This window comes from Sphingomonas sp. HT-1, from assembly GCF_048568905.1.
GTDB lineage: Bacteria > Pseudomonadota > Alphaproteobacteria > Sphingomonadales > Sphingomonadaceae > Sphingomonas.
This window is the reverse complement of the sequence record NZ_CP183770.1, coordinates 2,307,198-2,325,337: the sequence shown is the minus strand read 5'-3', so window position 1 is coordinate 2,325,337 and position 18,140 is coordinate 2,307,198. Positions and strand designations below refer to the sequence as shown.

Annotated in this window: 18 protein-coding genes; 14 read left to right on the top strand and 4 right to left on the bottom strand. The window is 65.7% G+C overall.

What is annotated here, in order from left to right; genetic code table 11:
- Positions 1 to 19 precede the first annotated feature (19 nt).
- The 4 genes from ACNFJ7_RS10715 to ACNFJ7_RS10700 all read left to right on the top strand — a co-directional run bounded on the left by ACNFJ7_RS10715 (position 20) and on the right by ACNFJ7_RS10700 (position 5,217).
- Positions 20 to 2,260 carry a xanthine dehydrogenase family protein molybdopterin-binding subunit gene (locus ACNFJ7_RS10715; protein ID WP_050990127.1) on the top strand — a complete coding sequence of 747 codons (2,241 nt, stop codon included), beginning with the start codon at positions 20 to 22 and terminating at the stop codon, positions 2,258 to 2,260.
- The gene (gene hemH, locus ACNFJ7_RS10710) at positions 2,257 to 3,264 is read left to right on the top strand and encodes a ferrochelatase (protein WP_019368371.1); all 1,008 of its coding nucleotides are present in this window, start codon (positions 2,257 to 2,259) and stop codon (positions 3,262 to 3,264) included. Before ACNFJ7_RS10715 ends, hemH begins: the two co-directional genes overlap by 4 nt.
- 35 nt (positions 3,265 to 3,299) lie before the next feature.
- Complete coding sequence (gene phbB, locus ACNFJ7_RS10705; protein WP_019368372.1) at positions 3,300 to 4,022, top strand: acetoacetyl-CoA reductase; 723 nt, start codon at positions 3,300 to 3,302, stop codon at positions 4,020 to 4,022.
- Positions 4,023 to 4,221: 199 nt separating this feature from the next.
- Positions 4,222 to 5,217, top strand: coding sequence for an esterase-like activity of phytase family protein (locus tag ACNFJ7_RS10700; protein ID WP_019368373.1), 996 nt, complete (start codon positions 4,222 to 4,224; stop codon positions 5,215 to 5,217).
- A gap of 71 nt (positions 5,218 to 5,288) precedes the next feature.
- Here ACNFJ7_RS10700 and rpmB read toward each other — a convergent pair whose 3' ends face one another.
- The gene (gene rpmB, locus ACNFJ7_RS10695; RefSeq protein WP_019368374.1) at positions 5,289 to 5,585 is read right to left on the bottom strand and encodes a 50S ribosomal protein L28; all 297 of its coding nucleotides are present in this window, start codon (positions 5,583 to 5,585) and stop codon (positions 5,289 to 5,291) included.
- Positions 5,586 to 5,734: 149 nt separating this feature from the next.
- On the opposite strand from rpmB, the gene ACNFJ7_RS10690 reads away from it, so the two are divergent.
- From ACNFJ7_RS10690 to ACNFJ7_RS10675, 4 genes are all read left to right on the top strand, one after another.
- Positions 5,735 to 5,986, top strand: coding sequence for a hypothetical protein (locus ACNFJ7_RS10690; protein ID WP_026008931.1), 252 nt, complete (start codon positions 5,735 to 5,737; stop codon positions 5,984 to 5,986).
- Positions 5,983 to 6,159, top strand: coding sequence for a YqaE/Pmp3 family membrane protein (locus tag ACNFJ7_RS10685; RefSeq protein WP_019368376.1), 177 nt, complete (start codon positions 5,983 to 5,985; stop codon positions 6,157 to 6,159). Before ACNFJ7_RS10690 ends, ACNFJ7_RS10685 begins: the two co-directional genes overlap by 4 nt.
- A 30-nt stretch (positions 6,160 to 6,189) precedes the next feature.
- Positions 6,190 to 6,618, top strand: a complete 429-nt coding sequence (locus ACNFJ7_RS10680; protein ID WP_019368377.1) for a nucleoside deaminase — start codon at positions 6,190 to 6,192, stop codon at positions 6,616 to 6,618.
- Between the two features lie 70 nt (positions 6,619 to 6,688).
- Positions 6,689 to 7,210: a hypothetical protein gene (locus ACNFJ7_RS10675; RefSeq protein WP_019368378.1), complete on the top strand. Its 522-nt coding sequence runs from the start codon at positions 6,689 to 6,691 to the stop codon at positions 7,208 to 7,210.
- 9 nt (positions 7,211 to 7,219) lie between these two features.
- On the opposite strand, the gene ACNFJ7_RS10670 is transcribed toward ACNFJ7_RS10675, so the two are convergent.
- Positions 7,220 to 7,885: an OmpA family protein gene (locus ACNFJ7_RS10670; protein ID WP_037513011.1), complete on the bottom strand. Its 666-nt coding sequence runs from the start codon at positions 7,883 to 7,885 to the stop codon at positions 7,220 to 7,222.
- Between the two features lie 133 nt (positions 7,886 to 8,018).
- Between ACNFJ7_RS10670 and ACNFJ7_RS10665 the strand changes: the two genes are divergently transcribed.
- On the top strand, positions 8,019 to 9,320 hold the full coding sequence (locus ACNFJ7_RS10665) for a hemolysin family protein (protein WP_058805403.1): 1,302 nt from the start codon (positions 8,019 to 8,021) through the stop codon (positions 9,318 to 9,320).
- A gap of 74 nt (positions 9,321 to 9,394) precedes the next feature.
- Here ACNFJ7_RS10665 and ACNFJ7_RS10660 read toward each other — a convergent pair whose 3' ends face one another.
- A complete protein-coding gene (locus tag ACNFJ7_RS10660) occupies positions 9,395 to 10,006 on the bottom strand; it encodes a helix-hairpin-helix domain-containing protein (RefSeq protein WP_019368381.1) in 612 nt (203 codons plus the stop codon).
- A gap of 144 nt (positions 10,007 to 10,150) precedes the next feature.
- On the opposite strand from ACNFJ7_RS10660, the gene ACNFJ7_RS10655 reads away from it, so the two are divergent.
- The gene (locus ACNFJ7_RS10655) at positions 10,151 to 10,627 is read left to right on the top strand and encodes a YbjN domain-containing protein (protein WP_160327943.1); all 477 of its coding nucleotides are present in this window, start codon (positions 10,151 to 10,153) and stop codon (positions 10,625 to 10,627) included.
- 45 nt (positions 10,628 to 10,672) lie between these two features.
- Here ACNFJ7_RS10655 and purD read toward each other — a convergent pair whose 3' ends face one another.
- On the bottom strand, positions 10,673 to 11,938 hold the full coding sequence (gene purD / locus ACNFJ7_RS10650) for a phosphoribosylamine--glycine ligase (RefSeq protein WP_019368383.1): 1,266 nt from the start codon (positions 11,936 to 11,938) through the stop codon (positions 10,673 to 10,675).
- Here purD and xseA point away from each other — a divergent pair.
- The 4 genes from xseA (at position 11,937) to ACNFJ7_RS10630 (ending at position 17,724) form a co-directional block, all read left to right on the top strand.
- Entirely contained in the window at positions 11,937 to 13,445 is a 1,509-nt protein-coding gene (gene xseA, locus ACNFJ7_RS10645) for an exodeoxyribonuclease VII large subunit (RefSeq protein ID WP_019368384.1), read from the top strand. The genes purD and xseA overlap by 2 nt on opposite strands.
- 40 nt (positions 13,446 to 13,485) lie before the next feature.
- Complete coding sequence (locus ACNFJ7_RS10640) at positions 13,486 to 13,683, top strand: DUF2093 domain-containing protein (protein WP_026008932.1); 198 nt, start codon at positions 13,486 to 13,488, stop codon at positions 13,681 to 13,683.
- Positions 13,683 to 14,528 (top strand): M23 family metallopeptidase, encoded by an 846-nt coding sequence (locus ACNFJ7_RS10635; RefSeq protein WP_019368386.1) that lies wholly within the window; start codon positions 13,683 to 13,685, stop codon positions 14,526 to 14,528. Before ACNFJ7_RS10640 ends, ACNFJ7_RS10635 begins: the two co-directional genes overlap by 1 nt.
- Before the next feature lie 316 nt (positions 14,529 to 14,844).
- A complete protein-coding gene (locus ACNFJ7_RS10630) occupies positions 14,845 to 17,724 on the top strand; it encodes a TonB-dependent receptor domain-containing protein (protein ID WP_019368387.1) in 2,880 nt (959 codons plus the stop codon).
- Positions 17,725 to 18,140: the final 416 nt, after the last annotated feature.

The following is an 18,140-nucleotide window of genomic DNA, read 5'->3' as shown; positions in this document are numbered from 1 at the left end:
ACGGCGATAGAGCGGGCCGATGGCTGGCAAACCCGCATCCCGCATCAGGTTCGATCGGCGCAGGCTGTTGATCGGTGGTGGCGCCGGGCTGGGGCTGGTGGTCGCCTGGGGTCTGTGGCCCCGCAGCTATTCGCCCAACCTCAGCGCAGCCCCCGGCGAAACGCTGTTCGGCGCCTGGCTCAAGATTGGTCGGGACGGGCATGTCCGTATCGCCGTGCCGCAGGCGGAAATGGGGCAGGGAGTCTATACGGCTCTGCCGCAGATCCTTGCTGACGAACTGGGCGCGGATTGGCAGCGCATCGGCGTGGAGCCAGCCCCGCTCAATCCGCTTTATGCCAATCCGTTGGCGGCGCGCAGCCTGTTCGAACTGGCGCTGGGGGGGCTGCCCGAACAGCTTCAGCGCAGCCATGCCGCGCGCGCCGGGCTGGTGCTCACTGCGTGCTCCACGTCGGTTCGGCAGTTCGAGGATCCGCTGCGCCAGGCCGGTGCTGCGGCGCGGGTGCTGCTGTGCAAGGCGGCGGCGGCGCGCTGGGGCGTCGACTGGCAGTCCTGCGGCACCGCTAATGGCGTGGTGATCCACGGCAAGCAGCGGCTCGGCTTCGGTGAACTGGCGGAAGCGGCGGCGGACGAAACCGTGCCGACAAGGCTACCCTTGCGCGGCGATGGCGCGCGGCTGTTCGGCCAGCCGCTGCCGCGCCTCGATGCGCCGCCCAAGCTGGATGGCAGCGCCAACTTCGCCGCCGACGTGCGCTTGCCGGGCATGGTATTCGCGGCGATCCGGCAGGGGCCGGTCGGCGAGACGGAACTGGTGCATGTCGATCGCGCCGCGGCCGATCGCGTGCGCGGCATGCTTTCGGTCGTCACTACGCGTCACTGGGTTGCGGCCGTGGCGAACAACAGCTGGGCGGCGCAACGCGCGCTCCAGGCGATGCGCCCGCGCTTTCGCCTGCCCGCGACCGTGGTGAATGACGATTCGATCAATGCCGCGCTCACCGCTGCGCTGGATGGCGACGGCAGCCGGATCGAAACGCGCGGCGATCTTGCCGCTGCCTTTCGCGGGGCGCGGGTGGTGACGGCCGACTATCGCGTGGGCCTCGCCCCCCATGCGCCGCTCGAACCGATGACCTGCACCGCCGATTATGCCGATGGTCGGCTGTCCTTGTGGTTGCCTACCCAGGCGCCGGGGCTCGCCCGCGCGGCGGCTGCGAGCGCGCTGGGCATCGATCCGGCGCGGGTGGTGGTGCATCCCATGCTGGGTGGCGGCTCGTTCGGTGCGAAGTTGGAGCATGAGGTCGCGGTGCAGGCGGCGCTGGTCTCGCAATCGGTAGCGCGTCCAGTGCAGCTCACCTGGCCGCGCGACGAGGATCTTCGCCGGGATCGCTTCCGTCCGGCGGCGGCGGCGCGGCTCACCGCAAAGCTGGGGCAGGGAGGCACCATCGATGCCTGGCTGGCGAAGATCGCCGCGCCGGAAACCGGGCGCGAACTCGCGTCGCGGCTGCTCGGCGGCGATCCGGTCGTGGCGGCGTCGCTGGCGCTGCCGAAGGGCGGTGATCCTTCGGCGGTAGCGGGCGCGCTGCCGGCCTATGGCATCGCCAACGCCGCGGTCGATCATCATCCCGCCGATATCGGTGTGCCGACCGGCTATTGGCGATCGGGCGCACACAGCTACACCTGCTTCTTCGCCGAGAGCTTCGTAGACGAACTGGCGCATGTCGCGAATCGCGACCCGCTGTCGTTCCGCATGGCGATGCTGGGCGATCAGCCGCGGCTCGCGCGCTGCCTGCAAACCGCGGCGCAACTGGGCGGCTGGCAGGGCGGCGAGCCAGGCAGCGGCCAGGGCCTTGCCGTCCATGCTTTTCGCGGCTCCTATATCGCGGTGATGGCGGAAGCGCGCCTGACGCCGCAGCGCGAGGTGGTGGTGGAGCGGCTGGTCGCGGCGGTGGATTGCGGGCGCGTGGTCAACCCGGACCTGGTGCGCCAGCAGATCGAAGGCGGGTTGATCTTCGGGCTCGCCGCAGCGCTCGGCGCGACCACCGGCTTCAGCGAAAACGTGGCCGATGTGCAGAGCCTCGCCGATTGCAACCTGCCGACGCTCGCCACCACGCCCGACATCACGGTCGAAATCGTGCCCAGCGGATCGGATCCCGGCGGCGTCAGCGAGCTCGCCGTTCCGCCCGCCGCTCCTGCCATCGCCAACGCCCTGCAAACCGCAACCGGCACGCGCTTCCGCCGTCTTCCCTTTCTTTCGGAGGTCGAATGACCCTGCCTGCCCACCATCCCGCGATCCCGCCCGCCCGCATCGGCGTGCTCCTCACCAATTTGGGCACGCCCGATGCGCCGGACCCGGGCGCGGTGAAGCGCTATCTCGGCGAATTCCTGTCCGATCGCCGGGTGGTCGAAATCCCCCCGCTGCTCTGGCAGCCGATCCTGCGGGGCATCATCCTGCGGACCCGGCCGAAGAAGTCCGCCCATGCCTATAGCCAAGTGTGGCGCGACGACGGCTCCCCGCTTGCCGCGATCACCAAAGCGCAGGCGCGGGGCTTGGAAGGCGCGTTCGGCCCCGGCGTGCTGGTCGACTATGCCATGCGCTATGGCCGCCCCGCGATCGGCGAGCAACTCGCGGCGATGAAAGCGAAGGGATGCGAGCGCATCCTGATCGCGCCGCTCTATCCGCAATATTGTGCGGCCACGACGGCCACTGCAAACGACAGCGCCTTCGCCGCGCTCGCGGCAATGCGCTGGCAGCCGGCGATCCGAACCCTTCCGCCCTATCATGATGATCCCGCTTATATCGCCGCGCTGAAGACCAGCGTGGAAGCAGGCATCGCCACGCTCGATTTCGTGCCAGATGCGGTGATCGCCAGCTTCCACGGCATGCCCCAGCGTACGCTGGAGCTGGGCGATCCCTATCATTGCCACTGCCGCAAGACTGGGCGGCTGCTGGGCGAAGCGCTGGGGCGCGAACTGATCGTGACGTTCCAGTCGCGCTTCGGCCGCGCCAAATGGCTCGAGCCGGCGACCGACACCATGCTGGAGTCGCTGCCCGCCCGTGGTATCCGCCGCATCGCGATCGTGGCGCCCGGTTTCTCCGCCGATTGCCTGGAAACGCTGGAAGAACTGGCGATCCGCGGCCGCGAATCCTTTATCGCCGCGGGCGGAACGGATTTCGCATATTTGCCTTGTCTCAATGATAGCCCGCCGGGCATGGAGCTGTTGAGCAAGATCATCGGGCGCGAACTTGCCGGCTGGGTGACCCCCGCCTAGCCAATTCTTTGGGTTGATTGTGGAGAGGAAGGCTTATGGCACGAGTAGCGATCGTTACCGGTGGTACACGCGGTATCGGTGAGGCGATCAGTCTGGCGCTCAAGGAAGCCGGGTTCACTGTCGCTGCCAACTATGCCGGCAATGACGAGAAGGCCGCTGCCTTCGCCGAGCGCACCGGCATCAAGGCCTATAAGTGGGATGTCGGCGATTTCGACGCCTGCGCCGAAGGCGTGAAGAAGGTCGAGGAAGAGCTCGGCCCGGTCGACGCCGTCGTCAACAATGCCGGCATCACCCGCGACGGCACCATCCTCAAGATGTCGCGCGAGATGTGGGAAGACGTGATTCGCATCAACCTGGGCGGCTGCTTCAACATGGCGCACGCCGTGTTCCCCGGCATGCGCACGCGCAAATGGGGGCGGATCGTCAACATCGGCTCGATCAACGGCCAGGCCGGTCAGTACGGTCAGGTGAACTATGCCGCCGCCAAATCCGGCATCCATGGCTTCACCAAGGCACTGGCACAGGAAGGCGCGCGCTTCGGCGTCACGGTGAACGCGATCGCCCCCGGCTATATCGATACGGACATGGTGGCGGCGGTACCGGCCGATGTGCTGGAAAAGATCGTCGCCAAGATCCCCGTCGGGCGTCTGGGCCAGGCGCACGAAATCGCCCGCGCCGTCGCGTTCCTCTGCTCTGAAGATGCGGGTTTCGTCACCGGGTCGACGCTGTCGATCAACGGCGGCCAGCACATGTACTGATATACAGAGGGGGACCGGATCCTTGCGGTTCCGGCCCCCCCAAGTCTCTCGATACGCTACGCGAGAGGCTTTGTACGCTTACAACACCTGCTGTTTAGCGCAGTTCCCTTGATCGAACCCTGAACGAGATGGTTATCCTGCGTTCATCTTTCGCAGGTGCAGCACTGGTCGTGGCGCATCGAACCGCTAAGGAAGGGCAATGCGCCCTTGGCTTCGCACTCTCGCCTTCCTCCCGCTGATCGTGGCATCGCTGTCGTTGGGCGCCTCTGGAAAGGCGTTGCGTACGGCGATCGGCAGCACACCCAGGATGGCGGCGCAGCCCGTGCAGCTGGCGCCGGGCGATCCCGCGCGCACTCGAATCGGCCGGCTCGCCTATCTAGGCGGCGTGCGGCTCACCAGCCCCGATCGCGGATTTTCGGGCTTTTCCGCGCTTCAGGTGATCGGTGACGCCTTCGTCCTGGTCAGCGATCGGGGCAATGTCGTCCGTTTCCACATGGGTGCTGATTGGCGGCCGTTCGACATCCGCTTCGGCGAGCTGCCGAACGGGCCGGGGATCAGCGCCTATAAGGGCGATCGCGATGCCGAATCGCTGACGCGCGATCCGGTGACGGGCAAATTCTGGGTCGGTTTCGAATCGCACAACGTGATCTGGCGCTTCGATGCCGATTTTCGCGGCGAGCGCGTCGCCTTCCCTCTCGAAATGCGGGGATGGCCTGCCAATGGCGGCCCCGAATCAATGGCGCGCCTGCCCGACGGCCGATTCGTCGTGATCGGCGAAACCGCGCGACCGCCGGGGGAGGGGCATCGCGACCAGCGCGAGATGCTGCTGTTTGCCGGCGATCCCACCCGCGATGCGCCGCGCCCGATTCGGCTCGGCTATGTGCCGCCGCCCGGCTATGATCCCAGCGATGCGGTGGCGCTGCCCGATGGGCGGTTGCTCGTGCTGGTGCGCCGATTCGGCCTGCCTTCGCTGTTCACCGTGCGGGTCGAGTTGGTCGACTTACGAGGCGCGAAGCCCGGAGCGGTGCTGCGCGGAGAGACGATCGCCGATTTCGCGCCGCCGTTCCAGCACGACAATTTCGAAGGCCTGGCGGTTGCGCGCGAAGGCGACTCGACCGTGCTGTGGATGATCTCCGACGACAACGAACAATGGTGGCAGCAGACGCTGCTGCTCAAGTTCCGCCTCGATCTGTGAGGATAGCACCCACGACAAAACCCGCCGCCGCGGGGGCGGCAGCGGGCTTTGTCATTAGCTGCAGAGCAGGATCAGGCGGCGGCAGTGCCCGCGTTCGCCTTGCGCACTTCGCGCTTCAGGCGACGCGCACGCAGCGACAGATCGTCGTCGCTGGTCTTCAGCAGCCAGTTGTCGAGACCGCCGACATGCTCCACCGAGCGCAGGCCATGGGTGGAGACGCGCAGACGCACGCCCTTGCCCAGCGCGTCGGAGATCAGCGTTACGTTCTGCAGGTTCGGCAGGAACGTACGCTTGGTCTTGTTATTGGCGTGGGAAACATTGTGTCCCACCTGCCGGCCCTTGCCGGTCAGCTCGCAAATGCGCGACATCGCTTCAAATCCTGAGTTGGGCAGAAAGCCGGAAAGGCCGCGCAGTTAGCGTCAATGCGCGCCGCCGTCAACCGATTCACCGTCAGCCAAGCGCAACCGCTGGTGGCCGGGGGCGTTAGGCAGGTGAAACGATTAGGGAGAGATGGCAAATGCGCGCAATATTAGGGCTGTTGGGCATTTTGGTGCTGGTCGCCGTCGTGCTGATCGCGCTGGGCTTCATCAACCTCGATGTCAGCGGCGGCAAGTTGCCGACCGTGTCGGCCGAAACCGGATCGGTGAAGGTGGGCGAGTCGAACAGTACGGTGCGCGTGCCGACGGTGGAAATGAAGGAAAAACGCGTTTCGGTACCGACGATCGACGTGGAAAAGGCGCCGAACCCGACGCCGTCTCCGGAACGGTGAGGCCGGCGCCCGCCCGCCTCGCCGCAGCGGCGCTGCTGCCGCCGCTCGGCGTCTATCTGGCCGAAGGGCCGGGGCGTTCGTTCGGCATCAGCTGCGGGCTGACGGCGCTGGGATTTCTTCCCGGCGCCGGCTATGCGCTGTGGCGGCTGTTCCATCCTGCATCGGGCGGCTAAGCAGATGCGATGTTCCCCCTCCCTTCCCCGATGCGTGCCGCGCTCGATGCTGCCGTGCAGGCTGCTGCCGAGGGGGAGGTGCCGGTAGGCGCCGTCGTCGTGCGGAATGGCGAGATCGTCGCGTCGGCGGGCAATGCGCCCCGGCGGCTGCACGATCCCAGCGCCCATGCCGAGATGCGGGCGATTCGTGCCGCCGCGCAGGCACTGGGCCGCGACCGGCTGGAAGATTGCGATCTGTGGGTCACGCTGGAGCCGTGCGCAATGTGCGCGGGCGCAATCGCCCATGCGCGCATCGCACGCCTTTATTATGCCGCGGGCGATCCCAAAGGCGGCGCGGTCGAACACGGCCCGCGGCTGTTCGGGCAGCCGACCTGCCATCATCGACCCGAGGTCTATGCCGGAATCGGCGAACGCGAGGCAGCGGCGCTGCTCCGCGATTTCTTCCGTACTCGCCGCTGAGGCGGGCAGCGTCGACTCCCGCCGTGCTTCGTGCGAAACTGCGCGGGAACACTTCAGCCTGGAGGTTCCGATGCGTGCCGATCGCTGTTGCCTGCTCGTCCTGCTTCCACTGCTCCTGCCATCCGCGGCGCTTGCCGCCAAGCCGCCGATGGTCAGCTGGGGCAAGCCGGGCGTGACGCTGGCCGCCTATCGTGAAGACGCGGTGCAGTGCGGGCGGCAAGGCTATTATCTCGATGTGTCGAACACCGAAGCGGCGAAGGTCTTCAAGGACGCGTCGCGCCAGCTCGAAAACAACGAAAACAACATCACCGCTTCCGCAATGACGGGTGACACAAACCGGATCATGAACATGGCGGTCGATTCGGCGCGAATCGTCGAGCGGACGCAGCCCGCCCGCCGCATGAAGGAAGTGCGCACGCTGCTGCAGGACACGGTTGCCGCGTGCCTCCAAGCGCGGGGCTATCGCCAATTCCGGCTTACCGATTCGCAGCAGCGCCGGCTGCGCGCCTTCCGCCTCGGCTCGCCGGAGCGCCACGCCTATCTTCACGGCCTGGCGAGCGATCCGGCGGTCCTCGAGACGCAACAGCTCTGAGGCTGTCGCTCAGCGCGCCTCGATCGGGACGATCTTGACTTCAACCCGACGGTTTTGCGCGCGGCCCTCCGCGGTGTCGTTACTGGCGATCGGCTGTGTTTCGCCGAACCCACGCGTCGCGATACGCCGTCCGTCGACGCCGCGGGTCGAGAGATAGTCCGCAACCGAGCGTGCCCGACGTTCGGAAAGGTCCTGGTTGTACGAATCGCTGCCCTGCGAATCGGTGTGTCCATAAATGTCGAGCAGTGTCTGGTTATACTCGCGCAGCACGTCGGCTACCTGATCCAGCGTGCTTCGGAACTGCGGTTGGATCGCCGTTTGGTTGGTGTCGAACGTCACGTTCGATGGCATGCGGAGCACCAGATCGTCGCCCTGGCGGATCACCTGCACATCGGTGCCGGCGGTACGGCGGCGCAGTTCCTGTTCCTGCCGGTCGATATAATTGCCCACTGCAACGCCGGCGATGGCGCCCACACCAGCACCGACCAGCTTCTCGGTCCGGTCGTTCCGGCCGCCTACCAGATCGCCGAGCAGATAGCCGCCAAGCGCGCCGACGCCGCCGCCGATGGCGGTGCGCGATACCCGGCGCTGGCCGGTATTGGGATCGGTAACGCAGCCGCTGGTCAGCGCCGCCGCGGCGAGTGCCGCCACGATCAACGGGCTCTTCCGTAACATCGGTCGTCCTCCTGTTCTGTCCTTTGTCTTCCGCACAAAGCACCCGCGGCGATGTTGTTCCGGGCCCGCATCGACAATGCGCGCGGGAAAGGTTGTGAACGGGGCTTTGCTGGCTGTATGGGGGAGGCGCACCATGAGCGCGCCTTTTCCCTGGATCGACCTTGCGATCATCTTCGTGCTGATCGCGATCAACGGCATTTTCTCCATGTCCGAGCTGGCGATCGTATCCGCCCGCCCGGCCCGGCTGGAGGCGCTGGCCCGTGTCGGCCGGCGGGGTGCCAAGATGGCGATTGAACTGGCGGCCGATCCGGGCAAGTTCCTTTCCACCGTCCAGATCGGCATCACGCTGATCGGGATCGCCACTGGCGCCTATTCGGGCGCCAGCCTCGGCGGTCCGGTGGCGGAACGGCTGGCCGGGCTCGGCATCGCGCCCGATCTCGCCCACACGGTGGGAATCACGCTGGTGATCGGGCTCACCACCTTCTTCTCGCTGGTCGTCGGCGAACTGGTCCCCAAGCAGTTCGCGCTGCGCTCGCCCGAGCCGATCGCCGCGGCGGTGGCGTTGCCGATGCGCTGGCTCTCCGCCGCGACCGCGCCGCTGGTATGGCTGCTCGATTCGTCCACCGGGCTGGTGTTCCGCGTGCTAGGGCTGAATCGCGAATCGGAAAACCGCGTCACGGCAGAGGAACTGCACCTGATCGTCGCGGAGGCCAGCAAGTCGGGCGTGATCGAGGAGCATGAACGCTCGATCATTTCCGGCGTGGTGCGGCTCGCCGATCGGCCAGTGCGCGAGGTGATGACGCCGCGCACGCAGGTCGATTGGCTCGACGTCGATCTGGACGGCGCCGGTATCCGCGAGGAACTGCTGGCGACGCCGCATACGCGTCTGCCGGTGGCCGAAGGGTCGATCGATTCGGTTATCGGCGTGGTGCAGGCCCGCGACATCGCGGCCGCGCTGTTCCGCGGCGAACCGCTCGACCTGCGCAAGCTGATGCGCCGTGCGCCGATCCTGCCCGATCAGGTCGATGCGATGGATGCGCTGACTGCGCTGCGCCAGGCCGAAGTGCCGATGGGGCTGGTGCACGACGAATATGGCCATTTCGAAGGCATCGTCACGCCCGCGAACCTGTTGGCCGCGATCGCCGGCGAATTCGCTTCCGATGCCGAACCGGGCGACAACCCCAATATCGTCGTGCGTGACGATGGTTCGCTGCTCGTCGCAGGCGCGACGCCCGCCGATACGCTGGCCGAACGGCTGGGCATCGAACTGCCCGCCGATCGCGACTATGCGACCGTCGCGGGCCTGGCGCTCGCAGTGCTCAAGCACCTGCCCGGCGAAGGCGAATCCTTCCTGGTGGAAGGGTGGAAGTTCGAAATCGTTGATCTAGACGGCCGCAAGATCGACAAGCTGCTGGTGAGTCGCGAATCGGACTAAGCTACTGGAAAGACGCCATATTGGGCTGAAGCGAATTTTTCCACGAGCCTAAACTTCCTAAACTTCAGGCCGGCTCAAAGCTTGCCGAACACCGCCTCATAGCCTGCCGTATCCCCCGCCGCGAGGAACCGGGCCTGTTCGATCCATCGATCCCGGAACATCCGCCCTTGGAAGCTCCCGAGCTGGCCGTCGAGGGCGCGGGCCTGGCCCTCGTCCAGCGCAGCCAGCGCAGCGAAACTGGTAATTCCCAATTCCCCCAGCCGCGTCGCCAGCTTCGGCCCCACGCCCTTCAACCGGGTCAGGTCGTCTCCCGCCGCCGGGGGCGGCACCGGCGCCGCGGCGGCATCGGCCGCCAGCGTCGCCGGGCTCGCCTCCATCGGTGCGGCAGCGGCGATGGGTTCGTCCGCCAGTGGCGTGGGGGCCGGCACCGGCGTCGGCTCGGCGGCGTTCGGCGGGGCAACTTCCGCCAGTGGCGTCGGCACCGGCGCGTCATGGACGGGCAATTCGCCGCGGTCAGCCAGCTCGGTGCGGGCCTGCCGACGCTTGGCGGCCAGCCGCGTGCCCCACAGCAAGATGAACAGCGCCAGCAGCACACCGACAGCGATCAGCACGAAGGACAGGGTCAACCATCCCGTCTCGGTGGCCGCCGCTACTGCGCCATATTCCTGGGCCGCCTGATCGTTCATGTTTCACGCTCCGGATCGTTTGAAGCTTCCTGCATTAGCGTGCGCTGCCGCCGCGTCCAGCCGCTCGCCATGGACCCTGTTCCGGAAATCGGGCAGGCAGCGGCGGGCGCGCTGTGCGCGGCGTGGATGTGGCAAGGAGAAGAGATGAAATCGCTGTTGCTGGCCGTGCTTGCGGCCGTGCTTTTCGTGGCGCCGGCACAGGCGCAAGTGCGATCGACCGATCCGCAGTCCATCGTCAAGGCGCTGCAGGATGCCGGCTACAAATCGGAACTGACCAAGGACGGCGAGGGCGATCCCCTGATCCGCAGCGCCGCGTCGGGCTACAAGTTCGCCATCCTCTTCTTCAACTGCGAGGCGCACCAAAAGTGCGGCGACATCCAATTCTATATCGGCTTTACCAACAAGCTTACGGCGGAGCGCGCCAATCTCTGGAACAGCAAGCACCGGTTCGCCCGCGTCTACTCGGATGCACAGGGGGAAGCTGCGCTCGAATATGATCTGAACCTCGAGGATCAGGCGATCCCCACCGCGCTGTTCCGCAAGGATCTGGAGCTGTGGGACATGCTGGTCGGTCGCTTCGCCGCTTTCGTCGACGAAAAGGACGATGTCGGCGGATCTTAATCGTGTTGCCGGCGAAGTGCTGGTGGCGCCTCGCCGGCACCCGGCTCAGCCTTTCGTCCGCGCCACTTCGCGCCAGCCGATATCCCGGCGACAGAAACCGGTCGGGAAATCGATGGCATCGACGCCGCGATAGGCTGCGATCTGAGCGGCGAGGATATCGGGGCCGATTGCGGTCAGGTTCAGCACCCGGCCGCCGCTCGCCACCAGCGTATCGCCCAGCTGTCGCGTACCGGCCTGGAAGACTCGTACGCCTGCCGCTTCGGCCTTGTCGATGCCCTGGATCGCCCCGCCGGTTTCCGGCGTGCCGGGATAGCCACGCGCCGCCATCACCACGGTGAGCGCGGTCGCCGGCGAGAAGCGCGGCGCCGGTCGCCCGGCCAGCTCGCCGCGGGCGGTGGCCAGCAGCAGCTCGAGCAGATCGTCTTCCAGCCGCAGCATCAGCACTTGGCATTCGGGATCGCCGAAGCGCGCGTTGTACTCGATCAGCTTAGGCCCGGTGCGGGTGAGCATCAGCCCGGCATAGAGCACGCCCGAATAGGGAATACCCTCCGCCGCCAGCGCGGCGATCGTCGGCTCGACGATCTGGTCCATCGCGGCGCGCTCCAGCGCGGGCGTTAGGACGGGGGCGGGGCTATAGGCGCCCATGCCGCCGGTGTTGGGGCCGACATCGCCTTCGCCCACGCGCTTGTGATCCTGCGCCGATCCGAACAGAACTGCGCTGGTCCCGTCGGTGATGACGAACAGGCTGGCTTCCTCGCCATCAAGGAACTCCTCGATCACAGCACTTGCGCCCGCGTCGGCGAAGATTGCGGTGAGCGCGTCGACCGCCTCGTCGCGGGTCATCGCTACGGTGACGCCTTTGCCGGCGGCCAAGCCGTCCGCCTTCACCACCACCGGCAGGCCGAAGGGCTCGAGCGCCGCCAGCGCCTCGTCCAGCCCGTGGACGCGGACATAGCCGGCGGTGGGGATGCCGGCGCGCGCGCACAGATCCTTGGTGAAGCCCTTCGATCCTTCCAGCTGCGCCGGCAGGCGATTCGGCCCGAACACTGGAATGCCGGCTTCGCGCAGCACGTCGCCCACGCCCGCCACCAGCGGAGCCTCGGGACCGACGACTACAAGGCCGATGGCATGTTCCTGCGCGAAGGCGAGTACGGCGGCCGGGTCGGTCGCGGCAAGGTCGACGCAGGTCGCATGCGCCGCTATGCCCGGATTGCCCGGCGCGGCGAAAAGCTGCGTCAGCAGCGGCGATTGCGCGAGCTTCCAGGCGAGCGCATGTTCGCGCCCCCCCGAACCCAGTAGCAGGACGTTCATGGCCGACCCCCTTTTCGAGACTTCATCGACGCGGCTCGTAGCCGAGGCGGTGCCCGGGGACAACGCGGCGCCGATGAGCGTCAGCGAACTCTCCGGCCGGCTGAAGCGAATGGTGGAGGGCGAGTTCGGGCATGTCCGCCTGCGCGGCGAGATTTCGGGCTGGAAGCGCGCCGCCTCGGGCCATGCCTATCTCGCGCTCAAGGACATGGACGCGGTGATTGACGGCGTGATCTGGCGCGGCGCTGCCTCGGCACTGCCCTTCCAGCCGCAGGACGGGCTGGAAGTGATCGCCACCGGCAAGCTCACCATCTATCCCGGTCGTTCCAAATACCAGATCGTCATCGAGCGGATGGAGCTGGCCGGCGAGGGCGCGCTGATGGCGCTGCTGGAGAAGCTCAAGGCCAAGCTGGCGGGCGAGGGGCTATTCGACGCTCCGCGGAAGAAGCCGCTGCCCTATATGCCCAAGGTGATTGGCGTGGTGACCTCGCCAACGGGCGCGGTGATCCGCGATATCCTGCATCGGTTGGAAGACCGGTTCCCGAGCCACGTCCTGGTCTGGCCAGTGAAGGTGCAGGGTGACGGATCGGCGCAAGAGGTCGCGCGTGCCGTGCGCGGGTTTGACGCGATCGCGCCAGGGGGCCCGGTTCCGCGTCCGGACCTTCTGATCGTGGCGCGCGGCGGCGGCTCGATCGAGGACCTCTGGTCGTTCAACGAGGAAGTCGTGGTTCGTGCAGTGGCCGAATGCTCGATCCCGATCATCTCGGCGGTGGGCCACGAGACCGATACCACGCTGTGCGACTTCGCCGCAGATCTGCGCGCGCCAACACCCACGGCCGCCGCCGAGATCGCGGTGCCGGTGCTCTCCGAAGTCCGCCACGGCATCGCCACTTTGGCCCACCGTACCGAGCGTTGCGTTCGGCGCTATCACGAGCGTGCCGGGGAACGGCTTGCGGCGCTGGTCCGCGTGCTGCCGCGCCGCGATGCGCTGCTGGGGCCGCAGCGCCAGCGGCTCGACGACGTCGGCGCGCGTCTGGGGCTGGGGCTTGAACGCCGCGTGGCGGTCGCGCGTGGCCAGCTCGATCGCGCCGGCGCCGCACTGCGCCCGGCGGCTCTCGAACAAAGGCTGGCAACCGCACGGCAGCGGTTGGGCGGCATTGCGCTCGATCGCGCTGCCGATCGCGAGTTGGCCACGCGCCGCCAGCGCTTCGCCCGCCCGGCCGAGGCGCTGAAGCTCGCAATACTTGAACGCCGCTTCGCCACCGCTTCGGAGCGGTTCGCGGCGATCGGCCGGCATCTCGAACTGCTCGATCCCGAGCTGCCGCTTAAGAAAGGCTATGCCTGGGTGGAGGCGCGCGGCACCGGCAAGGTCGTCGCCTCGGCCGAAGACGCCCGAGCGGCGCAAGCCGTGACGCTGCATTTTGCCGATGGTCCGGTAGAAGCCCGGGTTGAGCGCGGGGCCGGCAAATCCTATGTTTCGCCGAAGCCCGAGCAGCCGACGCTGCTGTGAGGCGTACCCGCAACTCGAATATTCAGGAATGGCGCCGCCCATGTTGATGTCGAATACCGCCCGCGCCGCCAAGCTCCATTATATGGCCAATGGCTTTCGCGTTCTCGCGCCTGGCGATCACGTGCTGTGCGCCGTCACTGGCGCCCGTATTCCGATCGATGAGCTTCGCTACTGGAGCGTCGATCGGCAGGAGCCCTATGCCAGCGCCGAAGCGGCGGTGCAGGCGCTCGGCGCCTGATGTTCAGCCGGCGGCGGTTCGCCGCGGGTTGCGTAGCATTGATTGCAGCGCCGACCGCCCGTGCCCGTGGCGCAGGGGAGACTGACTCCTTCGCACTGGTCGGCAGTCTCGAGCAAGGTGGCTGGGCGCTGGGGCAAGTACCTGTCGGCACCAGCAGCCTCCGTGTCGACGATCGGCTGATCCCCTTTGCCGCTGATGGGCGATTTCCTGTCGGATTCGATCGCGATGCGGCCCGCGGTGCAAGGCTGGAGGCCGTACTGCCGGACGGGCGATCGGTCCGTGCCGATCTGGCGATCATGCCTCGGCAGTGGAACCTCTCGCGACTGAATCGCCTTCCGAAATACCCGGTCCCGAGCGCGGAATTCGCCGCTCGTCGTCCGGCCGAACTGGCCCAGATCGCTTCCGCTCGGGAAAAGCAAACGGCGGCGCAAGGTTGGCGGCAGCCCTTTCGCTGGCCCGCCATCGGACGCATCTCCACTCTGTTTGGTGCGCAGCGAATCTATTCGGGCGAGCCTGGTGCTTACCACTCGGGCATCGATCTGGCCCTTCCCACAGGAACGCCAGTGCATGCGCCGGCGGACGGCGTGGTCATCCTGGCTGCAGAGGCGCCCTTCATGTTGGAGGGCAATCTGCTGATGCTTGATCACGGCATGGGCCTGTCCAGCGCTTTCCTGCACCTGTCCCGTATCGATGTTCGCACCGGCGATGCCGTCTCGCAAGGCCAGCTGATCGGCGCAGTGGGCGCAACCGGGCGTGCGACTGGCCCTCATTTGCACTGGGGGTTGATGTGGCGCGGAGCTCGTATCGATCCGCTGCTCGTCGCAGGGAGCATGCCGCGCCTTTGAAACATTTTGTTGCTGGAAACTTAGCGGAAATCCAGCCGAAATGTCCCAGCTACCTTCGCTTATTTGCTGAAATTATTAGTGCTTTTGATGTCACTCCCGCGTGAAAGATTGAGCCTCTCTGCGCTTGGACCTTTACAGTTCCGCTACGAAACGTTTCCACATGCACCCAGGCCAATGCGGACCCCGTCGCGCAGTTGGCAAGAACGCCGCCGAAACTGGTTTCGGCGGCTGTAATTTGAGGGTGATCATGCAGAATTATCGATCCGCTCTGCGGGCTGGCACCAGTCTTTCAGCGGCCCTTCTCGCCACTGCGTTCATGAGCGCGCCTGCGATGGCGCAAACCACGTCCGCCGGCACTGCGCAGTCCGCTACTTCCGAAGCGCCCGATCAGGGCCCGGGTCAGGAAATCGTCGTTACCGGTTCCTTGTTCGGAACGACGAAGATCACGCCGTCGCCGGTCACCACCGTTACCGCCGAGAACCTCGATCAGCGCGGCATCACCACGATCCAAGACGCCGTGCAGAAGCTGTCGTCGAACAACGGTCCGGCGCTGACCAACTCGTTCACGGCAAACGGCGCGTTCGCGGGCGGCGCCTCGGCGGTTTCGCTGCGCGGCATGACGACCAACTCGACGCTTGTGCTCTTCGACGGCTTGCGCGCCGCTTACTATCCGCTCGCTGACGATGGCTCGCGCAATTTCGTCGATCTGAACACCATCCCCGACGACATCGTCGATCGTATCGAAGTGCTCCGCGACGGCGCCTCGTCCAGCTACGGTGCGGACGCGATCGCGGGCGTCGTCAACATCATCACCAAGAAGCAGTTTGAAGGCATTTCAGGCCGCGTCGAAGCCGGCGTGGCGCAGCGCGGTTTCGGCGCCAGCCAGCGGCTGTCGCTCACCGCCGGAACCGGCGATCTCGACGAAAAGGGCTACAACGCCTATATCAGCGGCTTCTATTATCACAGCGATCTGGTACGTAACAGCGACCTGAAGGCGCCGTTCAACAGCGACGACAAGACCCGCATCGGCGGTCCGGACGACACCATCAATCCCGATACGTTCGGCGTCACCAACGCGGGGTCGAACCTCTACGTGGCGCCAGGATCGGGCGGCCGCTATCAGCTCCTGGCCGGCAATTGCCTCAACGGGTCGTCCGTCTCCAGCTCCGCATCCCAGCTTGCTGGCAATGATCTGCTGCCGACCAATGTCTGCCGGGTCGATACCGTGAATCGCTACGGTGTCGTTGCGCCGGAGATCGAGCGCTTCGGCGGCTCCGCGCGTTTCACCGCCAATCTGAACGACGAAACCCAGGCATATCTGGCGTTGAACTTCCAGCAGGCGACCAGCAGCTATTCGGGCACCCCGTCCACCATCTATGCCCATGCGCCGACCGGCGTCTTCTATCCGCAATATTCGACCCGCTCTGATGCGGCACGCTTTGCGGCGGGATCGCAGCCGCTGACGCTGCCGGTCTATGTCTGTGCCGCACGGGTGAATTGCGCCACGGCCGCCGACGGCCGCCTGAATCCCAACAATCCGTTCGCGGCGTCGGGCGACACGGCGCTGCTGGTGGGCGGTCTTCCCAACTCGATCGAACAGGATCGCACGCGCAGCCGCGTCTACCGCGCCGCTGCCGGTGTGACCGGTCAGGTGTTCGGCTGGGATTATCAGTTCGACGCGACCGCAATGCACAGCGATCTGAAGCGTGAACAGAACGGCTATGTCTACATCCAGCACCTGCTCGATGTGATCGCCGACGGCACGTACAATTTCGTCAACCCGTCGGCGAACAGCGCGGCGGTGATGAACTATCTGATGCCGGAGAACGTCACCAACGCTTCGTCGGATCTCTACCAGGCACAGGTTTCGTTCAAGAAGGCCGTGATGGACCTGCCGGGTGGCCCGCTCAACGTCGGCTTCGGTGGATCGATCTTCTACGAAGCCGTGGATTCGCCCAGCGCGAACACCGACTTCAATGGCCCGACTCAGCGCTATTTCCGTCTGAACGCCTTCGGTACGGAAGGACATCGGACCGTCTCGTCGGCATTCGGCGAAGTGAATGCGCCGATCCTGTCGATTCTCGACGTCAACCTCTCCGGCCGGTACGACCATTACTCCACCGGGCAGAGCTATTTCTCGCCTAAGGTCGGCGCCAAGCTGACGCCGATCCGCCAGATCACGGTGCGCGGCACCTGGTCGCGCGGCTTCCGCATCCCAAGCTTCGCGGAAGCGAACGCGTTGCCGACGACGGGCTATGTCACGAACGGTCCGTCAAACTTCAACGACACCTATCTCGCGCAATATGGCTGCACCGTCGCGACCTTCGCGTCGTGCCCCACCTATATTCGGTCGGGCAGCTATGGCTCGACGACGCTGGCGACGCCGGATCTGAAGCCGGAGAAGTCGCGCAGTTGGACGGCCGGCGTGTATTTCGAGCCGGTTCGCGGCGTGTCGTTCACCGTCGATTACTTCAACATCAAGAAGACCGGCGCGATCACCACGCTTCCTGCCGGTCCGGCGCTGACCGCCTATTACACCGGCCAGCAAATCCCCGCCGGATACGAGGTAATCGCGGACTCCCCCGATCCGGCGTTCCCCAACGCCACGCCGCGCATCGCGTTCGTTCGCTCGAGCTTCGTCAATGCGAACACGATCAAGTCCGAAGGCATTGACTTCGGCATGAACGTGCAGAAGCAGTTCGGCGAGGTCGCCTGGACCAGCAACCTGGATGCGACGCTGCAGCTGGAGCTGAGCACCACGTTGCCGGATGGCACGCGCCAGACCTATGTCGATACGCTCGGCAATTATAACCTTACCGCAGGCAGCGGCACCTTCCGCTGGCACGGCAACTGGCAGAACACGTTCAGCTTCCGGCAATTCACGCTGTCGGGCACGGTGAACTACACGTCCGGCTACGACCTTTCGGCGATGGACCAAGACAATGCCTATGCCGATTGCGGTCTGAAGCCGAGCTGGTTCAATGGATGCCGCGTGAAGAGCTACACCACCTTCGACCTCAACGCTGCGGTCAACGTGAACGATCGGGTCACCGTGTACGGCACGATCCTCAATCTGTTCGATCGCATGCCGGGCGTGGATCCGGCGACCTATGGCGCGTACCTGTACAACCCTGTTCAGGCAGGGAATGGCGTCTATGGCCGCATGTTCCGCGCGGGAGCGAAGTTCAGCTTCTAACGCCGCCGAATATGGAAACTTCAGCGCCGCGCCCTTCCAGCAAGGGCGCGGCGTTCTCGTTTTTATGGTCTGAGCTTATCCCCATGCCAAAAAACGGCCGTGCTTATTAAGTGGAGCGCCCAATTCCGCCGAGAGCTACGACAAGGCAACTTCCGCGCCGCATCGCTTGCATGCAGGCTGGTCCTTCTGTCAGGCCAGCAATTTAGTTTCCGTGCTATTAATGGAAACTTACGTGCCTAAAAATCTTACCAGCTGACCTGCAGTCTAATATAATATACCAAAAGTGAAATGTTTGCTGAAATATTCATTCACAGGTGTGGTGTTTCAGCTACACTCTGTCGAAACATTGCGGAAACATGACTGCGGCCAGTTTACAGAAGAGGCTTGCAACTGCTTCTCTCGTGCCAAGCTCCGCC

Coding starts and splice junctions, on each gene's coding strand:
- ACNFJ7_RS10680 (WP_019368377.1), top strand. CDS start 6,190: ATGCGTGCCGCGCTCGATGCTGCCGTGCAGGCTGCTGCCGAGGGGGAG.
- ACNFJ7_RS10630 (WP_019368387.1), top strand. CDS start 14,845: ATGAGCGCGCCTGCGATGGCGCAAACCACGTCCGCCGGCACTGCGCAG.
- ACNFJ7_RS10715 (WP_050990127.1), top strand. CDS start 20: ATGGCTGGCAAACCCGCATCCCGCATCAGGTTCGATCGGCGCAGGCTG.
- ACNFJ7_RS10675 (WP_019368378.1), top strand. CDS start 6,689: ATGCGTGCCGATCGCTGTTGCCTGCTCGTCCTGCTTCCACTGCTCCTG.
- ACNFJ7_RS10640 (WP_026008932.1), top strand. CDS start 13,486: ATGTTGATGTCGAATACCGCCCGCGCCGCCAAGCTCCATTATATGGCC.
- ACNFJ7_RS10655 (WP_160327943.1), top strand. CDS start 10,151: ATGAAATCGCTGTTGCTGGCCGTGCTTGCGGCCGTGCTTTTCGTGGCG.
- xseA (WP_019368384.1), top strand. CDS start 11,937: ATGGCCGACCCCCTTTTCGAGACTTCATCGACGCGGCTCGTAGCCGAG.
- ACNFJ7_RS10665 (WP_058805403.1), top strand. CDS start 8,019: ATGAGCGCGCCTTTTCCCTGGATCGACCTTGCGATCATCTTCGTGCTG.
- purD (WP_019368383.1), bottom strand. CDS start 11,938: ATGAACGTCCTGCTACTGGGTTCGGGGGGGCGCGAACATGCGCTCGCC.
- ACNFJ7_RS10690 (WP_026008931.1), top strand. CDS start 5,735: ATGCGCGCAATATTAGGGCTGTTGGGCATTTTGGTGCTGGTCGCCGTC.
- ACNFJ7_RS10700 (WP_019368373.1), top strand. CDS start 4,222: ATGCGCCCTTGGCTTCGCACTCTCGCCTTCCTCCCGCTGATCGTGGCA.
- rpmB (WP_019368374.1), bottom strand. CDS start 5,585: ATGTCGCGCATTTGCGAGCTGACCGGCAAGGGCCGGCAGGTGGGACAC.
- phbB (WP_019368372.1), top strand. CDS start 3,300: ATGGCACGAGTAGCGATCGTTACCGGTGGTACACGCGGTATCGGTGAG.
- ACNFJ7_RS10670 (WP_037513011.1), bottom strand. CDS start 7,885: ATGTTACGGAAGAGCCCGTTGATCGTGGCGGCACTCGCCGCGGCGGCG.
- ACNFJ7_RS10660 (WP_019368381.1), bottom strand. CDS start 10,006: ATGAACGATCAGGCGGCCCAGGAATATGGCGCAGTAGCGGCGGCCACC.
- ACNFJ7_RS10635 (WP_019368386.1), top strand. CDS start 13,683: ATGTTCAGCCGGCGGCGGTTCGCCGCGGGTTGCGTAGCATTGATTGCA.
- hemH (WP_019368371.1), top strand. CDS start 2,257: ATGACCCTGCCTGCCCACCATCCCGCGATCCCGCCCGCCCGCATCGGC.